This window comes from Flavobacterium sp., from assembly GCF_044361015.1.
Taxonomy (GTDB): domain Bacteria; phylum Bacteroidota; class Bacteroidia; order Flavobacteriales; family Flavobacteriaceae; genus Flavobacterium.
The window spans coordinates 11,720-25,341 of sequence record NZ_JBIKJL010000003.1 but is presented as its reverse complement, the minus strand read 5'-3'; the positions used below and the strand labels follow the sequence as shown (position 1 = coordinate 25,341).

General features: G+C 33.6%; 12 protein-coding genes. All 12 read right to left on the bottom strand.

Annotation, left to right across the window (positions count from 1 at the left end; translation table 11 throughout):
• Position 1: 1 nt before the first annotated feature.
• Positions 2-943 carry a GNAT family N-acetyltransferase gene (locus ACIQ2Z_RS01905; RefSeq protein WP_396182477.1) on the bottom strand — a complete coding sequence of 314 codons (942 nt, stop codon included), beginning with the start codon at positions 941-943 and terminating at the stop codon, positions 2-4.
• On the bottom strand, positions 940-2,058 hold the full coding sequence (locus ACIQ2Z_RS01900; protein WP_396182476.1) for a glycosyltransferase: 1,119 nt from the start codon (positions 2,056-2,058) through the stop codon (positions 940-942). The genes ACIQ2Z_RS01905 and ACIQ2Z_RS01900 overlap by 4 nt, the downstream gene beginning before the upstream one ends.
• Positions 2,045-3,136, bottom strand: a complete 1,092-nt coding sequence (locus ACIQ2Z_RS01895) for a glycosyltransferase family 4 protein (protein ID WP_396182475.1) — start codon at positions 3,134-3,136, stop codon at positions 2,045-2,047. Before ACIQ2Z_RS01895 ends, ACIQ2Z_RS01900 begins: the two co-directional genes overlap by 14 nt.
• A complete protein-coding gene (locus ACIQ2Z_RS01890; RefSeq protein ID WP_396182474.1) occupies positions 3,133-4,272 on the bottom strand; it encodes a glycosyltransferase family 4 protein in 1,140 nt (379 codons plus the stop codon). Before ACIQ2Z_RS01890 ends, ACIQ2Z_RS01895 begins: the two co-directional genes overlap by 4 nt.
• Before the next feature lie 5 nt (positions 4,273-4,277).
• A complete protein-coding gene (locus tag ACIQ2Z_RS01885) occupies positions 4,278-5,873 on the bottom strand; it encodes a hypothetical protein (protein WP_396182473.1) in 1,596 nt (531 codons plus the stop codon).
• A gap of 70 nt (positions 5,874-5,943) precedes the next feature.
• Positions 5,944-6,471, bottom strand: a complete 528-nt coding sequence (locus ACIQ2Z_RS01880; protein WP_396182472.1) for a glycosyltransferase — start codon at positions 6,469-6,471, stop codon at positions 5,944-5,946.
• 3 nt (positions 6,472-6,474) lie between these two features.
• Entirely contained in the window at positions 6,475-7,632 is a 1,158-nt protein-coding gene (locus ACIQ2Z_RS01875) for a polysaccharide pyruvyl transferase family protein (protein ID WP_396182471.1), read from the bottom strand.
• Positions 7,629-8,822: a PQQ-binding-like beta-propeller repeat protein gene (locus ACIQ2Z_RS01870; protein WP_396182470.1), complete on the bottom strand. Its 1,194-nt coding sequence runs from the start codon at positions 8,820-8,822 to the stop codon at positions 7,629-7,631. Before ACIQ2Z_RS01870 ends, ACIQ2Z_RS01875 begins: the two co-directional genes overlap by 4 nt.
• 1 nt (position 8,823) lies before the next feature.
• Positions 8,824-10,128 carry a flippase gene (locus ACIQ2Z_RS01865; protein ID WP_396182469.1) on the bottom strand — a complete coding sequence of 435 codons (1,305 nt, stop codon included), beginning with the start codon at positions 10,126-10,128 and terminating at the stop codon, positions 8,824-8,826.
• A 2-nt stretch (positions 10,129-10,130) separates the two neighbouring features.
• Positions 10,131-11,153, bottom strand: a complete 1,023-nt coding sequence (locus tag ACIQ2Z_RS01860; protein WP_396182468.1) for an NAD-dependent epimerase — start codon at positions 11,151-11,153, stop codon at positions 10,131-10,133.
• A 27-nt stretch (positions 11,154-11,180) separates the two neighbouring features.
• Positions 11,181-12,404, bottom strand: a complete 1,224-nt coding sequence (locus tag ACIQ2Z_RS01855) for an ATP-binding protein (protein WP_396182467.1) — start codon at positions 12,402-12,404, stop codon at positions 11,181-11,183.
• 170 nt (positions 12,405-12,574) lie between these two features.
• Positions 12,575-13,621 carry a dTDP-glucose 4,6-dehydratase gene (rfbB, locus tag ACIQ2Z_RS01850; protein ID WP_396182466.1) on the bottom strand — a complete coding sequence of 349 codons (1,047 nt, stop codon included), beginning with the start codon at positions 13,619-13,621 and terminating at the stop codon, positions 12,575-12,577.
• Position 13,622: the final 1 nt, after the last annotated feature.

Here is a 13,622-nt window from a genome sequence, read left to right as displayed (position 1 = left end):
TTTAAAATAATTCTAAATCACCCATGGCGTAGTGCCATCCTCTGCTTTGTTTTGATTGTTGCAAAATTACATTATTTAACGTTAAGTCTTTGCAGGTTAAAATGGGTCCGAATGCACCATAAAAAGCAAACGAAAACAATGACTTCTCCGTGGTAGAAAGCAATAAACATCCTTGTTTGGTGGCATAATTGACAACTTCTTGTTGAATTTCTTTTTTGGCTTTTGAAGTATTTCCGCCAATTACTTCGGCAATACGCAATTCGTTAAAACGTTTGTGTTTTTTAACATACATGGCCACATACCAATCCTTTCCGGTCAAAAAGGTATAGGGTTGCATCGGATTAGTGGCATACCGCCAATGTAAATAAGCCTCAGTTTTAGGCGTAAATAATTCCTTTTTGGCTTGAAGTTCCAAATTGTGTTTAAAACAAATGGCTTCAATTTGTTCTTCATTTAAAGATAAAAGAGCGTCGGCTCGCTTACTAAACAAATAAATAAAACGATAAAGTAAAACAGGTACTAATGCTATTTTTATTTTACCCAATGCCTCCCATCCCATTTTTAAATAACCGGGACGACTTTTTTCGTTGGGAGTATTAAAAATAAAGCAATCATTTTTTTTTCCCACATCGGCTAAAGCCTGCAGGGTTAATTTCTTAAATATTCCTTTGCCTTGATGTTCCGGATGAGTGGCCGTGTCTACCGCTCGGTAGGCTTGCCAAACCTTGTCTCCGAGTTGCCATTTCCATGACATAAAAGCTCGAACACCTATAAACTGACCATTTTCCTCGGCTACCAAAACATAAGAAGCCCCAAAGGGATTTTGAACATGTTTAAAATCCCAAATAGAGGTAGTTTTCTTTAACAACGACTCGCCTAAGCTATCTTTTAAAAGGGCAACAATAGCGGGTATATCTTCGGTTTTGGCTACTCTAACAATCATATAGAATAGTGTTTACGATATAAATCTTCCAAAGTCAAAATCATAGCATCCATGCTAAAACTAGCTTTAGCACGAACTCGGGCTCCTTGTTGAAGATAAGTCAACTTAGCGGGATCATTCTTGAGTTGAACGATGAGCTCTGTTAATTGTTCCCATTGGTCAACACCTACCACCAAACCGTCTTTTTCATTTCGAATAACTTCTTTTATTCCTCCGGCATCAGTGGTGACTATTGCACATTCCATACTCATGGCTTCCAGCAACGCAATGGGTAATCCTTCAAAAGAAGAGCACATCATAAACGTGTCCATTGCCTCATAATAAGATTTGACTTCGATTTGCAATCCGGCAAAAAATACTTTTCCTTCTAAACCCAAAGCCGCATATTTTTGTTCGATTTCCGATTGTAAGGGTCCGGCACCTACTATGATTCCATAGATGTTTGCGTCTTGTTCAATCGCTTTTTTCATGATTTCCAACCACAAATCGAGTCGTTTTTGAAAACGAAAAACCGCTACGGTTCCCACTACAAATGCATCCGCCGGAATACCAAATTGTTTCCGTTTGGATGAATCAGCAAACGAACCTTTTCGTTGAAAACTATCCGAATTTACCCCATTTAAAACCGTTTGCACCGGAATAGTAGGATGTATATTTTTTTGAATGGAATGGGACACATCATCTGAAACACCAATTCCAAGTGATTGACGATTAAAGGTTAATTTATTGATGGTTTTGGTCAAAAAATGGTAGCGTTCCTGCATATTGTGTTCCGTATAAAGCACCGGAATCTTGGTCAAAGAATGCACCAAACGGCTTACAAATCCTGCCCAAGGCAAATGAGCATGAATCAATTGAATTTGATTTTCCCTACAATAGCGAATGATTTTTTTGTATTGCCACAACAAAAGCAAATTATTTTTTGCCGCAAAACAAGTTACTTTTCCACCCGCTTCTTCTATAGCATGTACCATTTGGTCTTTCCAAGGCAAAAAGTAGATATAATGAAATTCAAACGCCTCTTGGTTGTGTTTTTTTAAGGTTTCCGGTAAAAGCATTTCTGCTCCGCCACGCCCCAACGATTTGATGATATGAATTACTTTAATCTTTGCCATGTGTGAGTGCCTTATAAACGGTTTCAAACTGCTGGGCAAGGTACGTATTATTAAATTTTTGTACAACGAGTTCGTTGGCATTTTTAACATATGAGGCTTCTTTGCCGTTAATTTTCACTTGTTCTAAGGCGTGAACAAAACCCATTTCATCCCCTTTCTCCACTAAATATCCGGTTGCACCGTTTTGAATGACTTCTGAAATACCGCCCACATTATAGGCAATCACAGGGGTTTTGGCATACATCGCTTCTAAAATTACACCAGGTAAGCCTTCAATAATACTTGGCAAAACTACTACATCGGCTTGGTGCATGTAGTTAATTGCTTCTTTGCTAAAACCATAAAAAGAAATGTTATCCGCTAGGTTTTTTTCAGCTACCGCTTGCTCTATTTCGGTTCTCAACGGACCATCGCCAATGAGATGCAAATGTGAATCGGGACATCTTTTCAACCACTGTTCAAAAATGGAAAGTAAACCATGGTGGTTCTTTTCAAATGAAAATCCGCCCACATGCACAATCTGAAATGCAGTTAGCGGAGTATTTTTCCAGGCTACCGAAGTAAACGGTTGTTGGTTTATACCAATTGGGATTACAGTTGTTTTAACTTTTGTTTCCGGAAACAATTGATTCAAATCTTTCGCCGACAAGTGCGATACCGAAACAATGGCTTGGGTACGGCTATACAGCCAACGGTTGAGCCTTTTAATCAGTGGATTTTGAATGTACGCACTCACCATGCTCGCATTCCGGGCGATGATTGGGACTTTCCATCCACAAAAAAGTTGCGAAAAAACCGCAAATTTTAGCGTATCGCCGGCATTGCATTGCACAACATCAACATGATGTTTTTTGATTAAATTGGCTAAAGCTTTCCAACCTTCAAAATCATTCCACCGTTTGTGTTGTGGTCTGTTTAAAGGGATAAACGTCGCATTTATTGGCAAAGTGGACTCACCCGGAAACAAGGCTACAACCAAAACAGTATGCCCCATTTGAACCAATTCATTGGAAAGTTGACTGGCAAACATTTCTGCTCCACGTAATTGCGGTTTTTGAATGAGTTGGAGAATGGTCATTTTATAATTTTAATATATAATTCATACATTTTTTGGTGTACCGATTCAATTTCAAACTTTTCTTTAAATAGCTTTTTACTAATTTCTGAAAATGAATCCCTCATTTCCTTGCTAGAAACCAGCTCACAAATTGCATCGGCGAGCTCAGAACTATTGTCTAAAGTAAAAGTTAATGCATTTTTATTTATCTCTACTACTTCAAGCATCATCGATAAATTAGTACAAACAATAGGAAGTCCCGATGCCTCTGCTTCAATTAATACGCCAGGTAAGCCTTCAAATCTCGAAGGAAAAACAAAAACATCTGCCATTTTTAGTAGCGAAGGAATATCTGTTCTATGACCTAAAAAAGTTATTTTTGAATTTAATTCATTATTTAATACTTGTTCTTGTAAAATCAAGGTAGATTTACCTTCTCTACCAACAATTAGTAAATGTACTTTTTCTAAAACGTCTTTAGGAAGCATTGACATAGCGTTTATTAAAACATCTTGCCCTTTCTGGTATTCTTGTCTTGCAACGTTAATTAATACTAAAGTCTTTTCTTCTATACCGAAATTTAATTTTAAAACTGCTGGAGCATTTTCATAATTACTTGCCTTACGCCCTCTGTACACTACAGTCATCCGTTTGAATGAAATTCCAAGCTTTTCATGATAATGTTGTGCAACTGAATTACCGTTAGGATGAAAATGATCTGTCCCAAAAAAACTACTTACACAGTCTAATATCCTAAAAAATAACAATTTCATCTTAGTAACTCCAACTTCATTTAGTCTGTTTTCACTGTAGGAGTGATTAACTAAACTTTCTAAGTGCACGAACGAACTGTTAAAAAACCGAATCGATCTCACTAATAAATTAGATTTAAATAGCACTGAATGAATCACATCAGGTTTAAATTCGCTTATTATTTTTTGTAATGCTTTTCTTTTTATTAAAAAACTTCCATTAGGTAATGTTGTTATTATATTTTGATCTATATCAAAAGAATCTGAATCATATTCTGGTTTCTTTTCTTTTAATTTACAAATTTTAATATCAACTTGTTTTTCTTTCAAAAAAGCAAATAATTCTAGTGTAGAAAATTCTGCACCTCCTGTAAAAAAAGAATCTATAACTAGGAGTATTCGCATATTACCTATTTGCTTATTGTTTGTTGTGCATCAATAAATTGCCAGCCATCTATTTGATTGTAAGTATGAGTAGCAACTAAATTGCTTTTCCATTTAGGTAATATAGAATCTACCAAAAGCTCCTCATAAATATTTTCATCTAATTTAATTATTTGATAAATTTGAATTGCATAGCCATACTTAGGTGCTCCTAATTGTGCTGGTCTGTATGTTTTGCCTTGTTTTTCAAATATTTTCCCTGCAGACCTTCCACCTCTTACATCAATTTTTATAGGACTGCTAGGATGTTGTTTCCATGAACCTAGAGGTCCATTTTCAAGTATATATAAATTCAATAAGTCATTAGCACTTTGTGATTCTCTAGAACGTTCAGAGGCAAAACAATACCATTTTCCATTAAATTGAAATGGTGTTACATCATACAGCTTTTTATTAGGAATCAAAATATTAAACTTTTCCCATACATATGGAAAAGATATTGATTTGTAAATGATAACATTCCCAAAGTCGCCCGTTTCGGGAATCATAAATATGTTATTTTCATAATTAAAAATATAAGGATACGATAAATGAAATTTTTCTTCTATACAAACCTTTGGATTTGCGAAAATCTTTTTTTCATTTAAATACTCAAAACAAATAATTTTTCCTAAACCATTTGTTTTAAATTCTTCAACAAATAACCAGAGTTTATTGTTAAAAATCATGGGGAATGGATCTGCCCAATTTAATCCCTTTGGCGGAACCAATTCTTTAAAACGATAAATAGATTCTTCGCTATTATTAATTTTAGAATGACTTATAATCCATTGTTCTTGTTTTACTATAGTATAAAATCTTCTTTTTAATACTCTAATAAAATAGATAAATGCTATTTTGATTGCTTTAATATTGCTGGGGTCCTTATATAGAAAATTATTATAGAAATCAAAGGTTGTATTTTCAACTACTATTTTATCTTCAACTAATTTATTTAATTGTTCTTGAAACAAACGAACTCCTGTTTCAAACAAATTTACTTGATTACGATGAAAAGATAATAAATCGGATTTAATAAAAGCTCGACCAATAACAGCACCTCCATCTAAATCTTCAGTTATTTTTTGCAACGTCACGCCTGATATAATTTCTTGATTAACTACCTCCCAAAAACCAGGTGGTCCTCCTCTATTTACTTTATTATCTCCATGATGTAAAGACCAAACTCCTAAACGAGGCATCTTTAATATATCACCTCTAAGAATTCTAAATCCAAATCGTAAAATTAAATCTGGCTGTAGATTATTAATTTGGTCTAAACAATCTTTATCTAACCAATCACTAAATTCTTTCTGAATAGGAATTGTATTAATAATTATTTCTTGTTTTACTGGCAATAAAACTGTTTGAAAAGGATTACTTTTAGTTTTAAATATTTTTCTGTCTATAAGCCTTAAAAATTTATAAGCAACAGAGGATTTTGATTTTTTTGTAGCGTTATTAATTATTACACCAGAAATAACATAGCTAGGAGATGTTGAAATATATTCAACAATATCTGCCACCCATTTTTTTATATAAAGATTATCTGTTAGGATTATAACTTTTATCTGTTGTTGCATATAATTATTTTTTTATATAAAAATTAGTAGATTATTGCTAGATATTAATAGACTTCAATTTGTAAACAATTCATCCTTTTATAACTTTTATCTTTTCCAAAGGTAACTCAAGTGCTTTTGCATTCGACTCCTTAATGGTTTGAGAAGTTGAAATAAAATAATCTACTTTTTTAGCCGTTAAAGCATCATACCGTTGAATGTAAAAAAGTTTAAGTTTTCCCGGTAAAGAAAGTTTTTGATAACGTTCTTCTATATAAGAGTTGTTTTCCAAACTGGAAACTAACGGCGTTTTAAAATAACGTTTTACTTTTCGGTAAACAATATCGGCACGAAACAATGTGACATGAACTAAATCAGGCTGTTCCGCTTCAATAATGGGTTTGAGTTGTTGCACAATTTTGCCGAAAGTATATTTTTCAGGTCGGTTGAGTGAAATCACTTTAATACCCGCCTGTTGGACTACTGCTGCCAATTGATTGCCTTTGTATAAGGTAACAAAAACCGACTCAACTGCTTTGTTTTGGATAGCAATATCGAGTAGGCTTTTTTCTGCTCCACCGGTTTCAAATGTGTCGAGGATGTAAAGGGTTATTTTCAATTATTATTTTATCACATTTAATAAGTGAGTTCTGAATTGACTTTTTAAATTTAATATAACAGTATCAAAATCATCTGCTTTATATGATTCAATTAAATTCGCTATAAGTTCCTTAAAGTCTATAGAATCATTATAAAATTGATGATACTGTAACTTATCCATTTTTGATAATAAATCTACAATTTTTCCTTTATGTTCGGTTGGATACTTTTTTTCTGATTCAATTACTAAAAAAGGAACTTTATTTTTAAGACTAAAAATAGTAGAATGGAAACGATCGGTTACACAAAAATCAAAATATTGATAACAGGTCGCCCATTCTAATGAATTTAAAACATCTGAAAAATTTAAATCACAAAATTTATTGAACTGTCCAATTCCAACCAATTGAATATTGTTTTGTTTTGCAAAGTGATAAATTTGTTCTGAAGCTTTTGAAAAATCAGAATTGTTTGAACTCAAATTTAAAGCAAATCGTTTTCGAGTAAAATCAACGCCAACTTTTTCTAACTTTTCTTTCACTCCACTTGCATGCCAATCTACACCAAAAGTTGGGTCTGGAACTTGATAAAGTGGTGCATCTACTTCTAGACTCTTAATAAAATTAAAAGTATACTGATCTCTAACGGCTATAGCATGAAAATTATTGACAATTTTTTTTGCCTGGTTTTTAATTTCGGTGTTTTGAAGCAATTTTGGATTTGAACCATTTGCAGAAGCGGCAGAAGCTATTCTTTTGGCTTTAATACCTGATGGTAACCAATAGATATTTGGAAATTGTCTGGCATATTTTCTATTTAATATTTTCCAAACTTCATCACTTCCAACAATTACATAATCATAATTTTGATTATTTATAAACTTTACAGCCTCCTCAACATTATCAGAAATTAATTTTTCTTCTGTCAATGGCAAAAGTTCATTCACAAATTTTTTAAAACTGTAATATTTTTTAATTTTAGAAAATGCTCCTTTTTTTAATTTAAGTAAACTTTTAAAAGCTTCTCTTTTTTCAATTTTTTCTATTGTTTTATGTCGATAATCAATGACTTCAATTACTGCATTGGGAAATAACTCTTTCAACGTATTAACATGTCCCAACGTTTGCAATACTGCCCCGTCATTAATCACGTGATGATACGTTAATATTCCAATTTTCATGAATTTACATTTTTAAATTTATAAAAGTCTCCTGCCCAAGTGGCGGTATACAAATTGCCTTGTTCATCAATAGTTGGCACTGATAAAGCTTTGGCATACTCAATTTCCCAAACGATTTCTGCTTTTTCAGAAAGACAAACTAGCGAACCTTTTTTGACTGTTTTTTTGGTATTGATTAAAATATGATCATTGGCCATCAACGAAGGGGAAGTCCATAATCCTCTATCTTTTGAAGCAATAGCTAAAGAATATAATTCCTTTCCGGTGGCTTTGTCCAAAAGATAAACCGTTCCGTTTAAACCTAAAAACACAATGAAATTTTTTCTGCTAATGGCTACCGAGGCACGACATCCATACGTAAATTCTTTTTTCCAAAGAGTAGTACCGTTTAAATCAGTTTTATAAAGAATACTTTTTTTATTATGATAACTTTCAGAATGATAAATACACTTTTCAACCGGATCTATACTCGGATTAGCCCAAGCATTGGAGCGAGAAAAGGCCTTTTTGTGCCACAATAAAGTACCGTTATCCTGAAACAAATGCAATCCGCTGTGTTGTCCACAAACAGCAATCACCTCTTTCTGTTCATGTTTGGTAACCGCAACTCCGGCCAAATGAAAACCGGGTGAACCCAATGACTTCTGCCAAACAACTTGCCCGGAATCCTTATCAAGCAAAACCAAACCTAAACCATAAAAAACAAAAGCGATGTTTTGTTTATTCACCAAATTAGGCGAAACCCAAGTGTTTATTTTCATGAATTTTTTAAACTCATAATCATATGAAATATAATTATAGAGGTTAACAAACAATCGCTTTATTTTTGATTGTTTGGCAAAGGCAAGATAGCCATCATATTTCCACACTAAATCGCCCTCTAAAGTCAAGCAAAGTAAAGTAGACATATTACAGCCAATATAAATTTTCCCGTCTACCAAAAGTGGACTGGAATATACCTTATATTCTGTCACAAACTGCCATTTGATTTGTCCGTTTGGATTCATACAATAAATAGAACCATTGTGTGAACCAAAATACAAATTTCCGTTCATGTCAATTACCGGAGTTGATTCGGCACAACGGATAGGGTCTTGTTTGAAAGTAATTTTCCAAACCGGTTCAGGTAAAGTAGAAAAAATATGTTCTGACGGAATACGACCCGTGCGTTCTTGATCAAATAAAAACATATTATCGTTTTAATTTATGAACTATTTTGTGCAAAATTAGTTTAAAAGGCTCAAAATCTGTCTTTTTATACCGAATAATATCTCTTATTGGAATACCTGTTTCTTTGCTGTAAAAATACAAAAAGAATAAAGAAGCGGAAGAATAACTTATCAAAGACGACAAAGCAGCTCCTTTCGAACCGTAGAGCGGAATAAAATAAAAATTACAACCTAAATTAATCAACAAGGGAACAACCATAGATTTCATAGCAATCCAAGGTTTACCTTTTCCCGCTAAATCCATATTCATCACTTTAAAAACAGTAAGCAAAACCACACCCGGTAATAGAATTTGCATCACAGGTACACTGTCTAAAAAAGCTTCTCCAAATAAAAGTAAAATGACGGGTTTGGAAAGTAACATTAAAACAATTGCCACAAAACTAACCATGATTAGAGATAATCGCAATAATTGAGCTACTTTTCTGGAAAAGGCTAATCCATCTTTGGAAACCGCACTACGGGCAAAAATAATAGAGCTGAACAATAGCGGGATTTGCCATAAATATTGTACAATACTGGCTCCTTTGGAATAAATACCCAATTCATAAGAGGTACTTAAATTCTCCAACAAAACCACATCAATTTTATAATTCAAATTAACAATTAACAAGGCAATAGCATAAACTAATCCTAAGGATAACATTTTTTTGATTACTTCTGCATCAAAGGATAAGCTTTTGAGGTGCAAATTATCTCTCTTTAAAATCAATGCAATAAATATGGACAAATGGCCTAAAAGGTAGGCCAACATAGCACCCAGAATTTCTAAATTAAAAAAATAAATTAATAAAACTGTCGCTAGAAATGTAATAAAATTTGGTATCCAATTGATTTTATTAAACTCCTTGATTTCATTTTTACCCAAAAATATACCTGAACAATAGGTATTGTGCAAACTAAAAGGTATACAGCTGATGGAAACAAAAACTAAGGTATAATCAGGGATATTTTTAGATAGAAAATAAAACAGAAAGAAACAAACTACCATACTTATAACAGAGGTAATCAGCCAAATCTGGGTGACGGCATTTCTGATACGATCTAATGAAAAGATCTCTTTACCTACAAAATAAGTGGTAGATTGCCTGATACCCATGGACCCCAACACCATAAATAAAGAAGGATAAACAAGCAAGGTGGCAATAATTCCGTTTTGATCCGGCGTAAGTAAGCGAGCAGTGGCAATAGATGTCCCAACTCCAAAAATAATAATATTTACTTTTGAGAAACCTACCCTTACTAAATCACTTAAAAAGGAGGCCATCTTTAATTAGTAATATAAAAGTTCTTATACCAAGCAACAAATTCCTCAACACCCTTTTCAACTGAAGTAGAAGGCGTATAATCAAAATCATTTATTAATCCATCCACATCAGCCCAAGTGCGTTCTACATCGCCCGGTTGCATAGGGAGCATTTCCTTAATCGCTTGCTTACCTGTAGTTTTTTCAATAGCTTCAATAAAATCAAGTAATTTCACCGGTTTGCTGTTACCAATGTTGTACAAAGAATAGGGTTTTTGCACCGCATCTTTTTTAAAGGTGTTGACAATAGTAAGCATACCACCCACTATGTCATCGATATAGGTAAAATCACGGGAAAGATTTCCTTCATTAAAAACTTGAATCGGACGGTCATTTAAAATAGCATCGGTAAACAAAAACATCGCCATATCCGGCCTGCCCCAGGGACCATAGACCGTAAAAAAACGTAATCCCACCGTTTGAATACCAAACAAATGGCTATACGTATGAGCCATCAATTCATTGGCTTTTTTAGTAGCAGCATACAAACTGATAGGGTTGTCTACTGTGTCAGTAACCGAAAACGGTATTTTTTCGTTTAATCCATACACACTGGAACTGCTGGCATAAAGTAATTTTTTCACGCCATGGTTTCGACAACCTTCTAAAATAGATAAAAAACCGGTAACATTGCTGTCTACATACTGAAAAGGTTTTTCCAAACTATAGCGAACGCCGGCTTGAGCAGCTAAGTTACAAACTAAATCAAACTTTTCGGCGGCAAATAAATGATCAATAGCCTGATTATCCTCTAAATTTAATTGGATAAAGCTAAATTGTGCTCCGTGTTTAGAACTGCTTATTTTTACATTATAATCAATTTGATGTTCCGCAATACCCAATTGGGCTAAACGACCAAATTTTAAATTCACATCGTAATAGTCATTGAGGTTATCCAGCCCAACTACCTGATAGCCCTGAGCAATTAATTGTTCGCTTAAGTGGTATCCAATAAAACCGGCTGCTCCTGTGACTAATACTTTCATTTTTTCTGTTTTTTACAATTTCAAAGGTTAAGAAGTCAATAAAAATTCTTCCAAAGATATGTTTTTAATGCCTTCGTATGTATGCCCGGAAAACGCATCGAGTGTAATGACTGTTTTTTGATAATTGTCATGAATACTTTTTAAATTTCCAAACTCGCGTTCTATCGTTTTAATGTCATTAATGGTCAGAGCAACTTGAAAATACTGTTTTTCGCCATTTTTTTGGGCTATAAAATCAATTTCATTTGTATTTAAAACACCAACAACAACAGAATAGCCCTTAAACAACAAATGATTATAGACGACATTTTCAATGATCTTACCTCGGTCTTCCAATCGATATCCCCAAATTCCATTGCGAATTCCAATATTTTCAAAATAATATTTTTCCCCAATTTCAAAAATTCTTTTTCCCACCATATCGTATCGAGGGACTTTGTGAACCAAAAAAGCAGAAATCAAATAATGGCTATAAATTTGTACTTGATTGGCAGGCATATTGGTTCGTTGCGATTTAAGGAAATCACTTATCTTTTTTGCGGAAAAAATGCTGCCAATATTTCCTGCCAAAAACAATACTAATTGTTCTAAAAAAGGAATATTTCGCACCGTGTACCGATTAATAATATCCCGGTAGACAATAGTATTGTAAATATTTTTTAAATACTCAAATACAACGGTATCTTCTAAAGGCAAATGCTTTAAATAGGGTAATCCTCCATATTTCATATATTTTTCAACACTTTCAGCACTAGTTGTTAGTGAATGGAAATCCAAAAACTCAATATAGGAAAGACTATAAATCACAATTTCAATATATCTCCCACTCAAATGGCCTGCAATGTCACCTGATAACAAATTGGCATTGCTTCCGGTAATATATAAATCTAAATCTTCGTATAATAGCAACGAACGTAACGCAGCCTCAAAATTTTGTATATCTTGAATTTCGTCAATAAAAACATAGGTTTTTTGCATTGCCGACTTGTTTTCAATAACATACTGATGAAGGTCTTCGGCATTTTTTATGAACGAAAAGGCCAAATCTTCCTTATTGATGTAAAGTATCTTGACCGTGTTGTCATTTTGTAAAAAATGGATCAATTGAAATAAAAAATAACTTTTTCCAACACGTCTTTGACCCGTAAATACTTTTAGTATATTTTGTCCAATAAACGGCTTTACCTTGTCAAGGTAATAGTGTCTATTGTTAATATTTTGAGGTACTTTAAACATATTTTCTGTAGCCACGCTTACAACTTGTTTGTAAATATACAAAAGTTATAGATATAGCTATAATTATTTTTTAAACCTAACGGGTGATACGCTCATTATTATACTTTTCCAATGCCTCACTCATTATTTTTTTATTTTAAAACGTTCCAATCAAAACAATTCTCAACTCAATATTCTGGTGATGGTTATGAATATTGTTTTTCGTAATATTTTTGATAATCTCCGGAAGTGACATGTTGAAGCCAAACTTCATTGTTCAAGTACCAATCAATAGTTTGCTCTAATCCTTCTTCAAAAGTAACAGAGGGTTTCCAACCCAATTCAGTATTTATTTTTGAGGCATCAATGGCATAGCGTAGATCATGTCCGGGACGGTCTTTCACATAAGTGATCAATTGTGAAGAAGTTCCTGGCATTCTTCCTAATTTTTTGTCCATTTTTTGACACAACAATTTCACTAAGTCAATATTTTGCCATTCATTAAATCCACCAATATTATAGGTTTCATGGTTTCCTCCTTGATGAAAAACCAAATCAATCGCAATGGCATGGTCAAGAACATATAACCAATCACGAGTATATTTTCCATCACCATAAACCGGTAAAGGCTTATTAGTAATTATATTGTGAATAAAAAGTGGAATTAGTTTTTCAGGAAAATGATTAGGACCGTAATTATTGGAACAATTGGTAATCACATAAGGCAAACCATAAGTTTCGCCATAAGCACGAACAAAATGGTCCGAACTGGCTTTGGAAGCAGAATAAGGAGAATTAGGGTCATACGGCGTTGTTTCAGTAAACAAATCGGTGGAGCCTAAAGAGCCATACACCTCATCGGTAGAAATATGATAAAAGCGTTTCCCGGCAAAGTCATTCTTCCAAATTTCACGGGCAGCATTCAATAAATTCATGGTGCCAATCACATTCGTTTTCACGAAAGCCAACGGATCTGTAATGGAACGATCCACATGAGATTCAGCCGCCAAATGGATAACACCTTCAAATTGTTCCTTTTGAAAAAAGGCAGTAATAAAATCGGCATCTGTAATATCGCCTTTTACAAAGGTATAATTGGGTAAATGCTCTATATCGGCAATATTTTCTAAATTTCCGGCATAGGTCAAGGCATCCAAATTAAAAAGTTGATACGTTGGATAATTAGTCACAAAACGTCTCACAACATGTGAACCAATAAAACCTGCTCCTCCGGTAATTAGAATTTTCTTCATA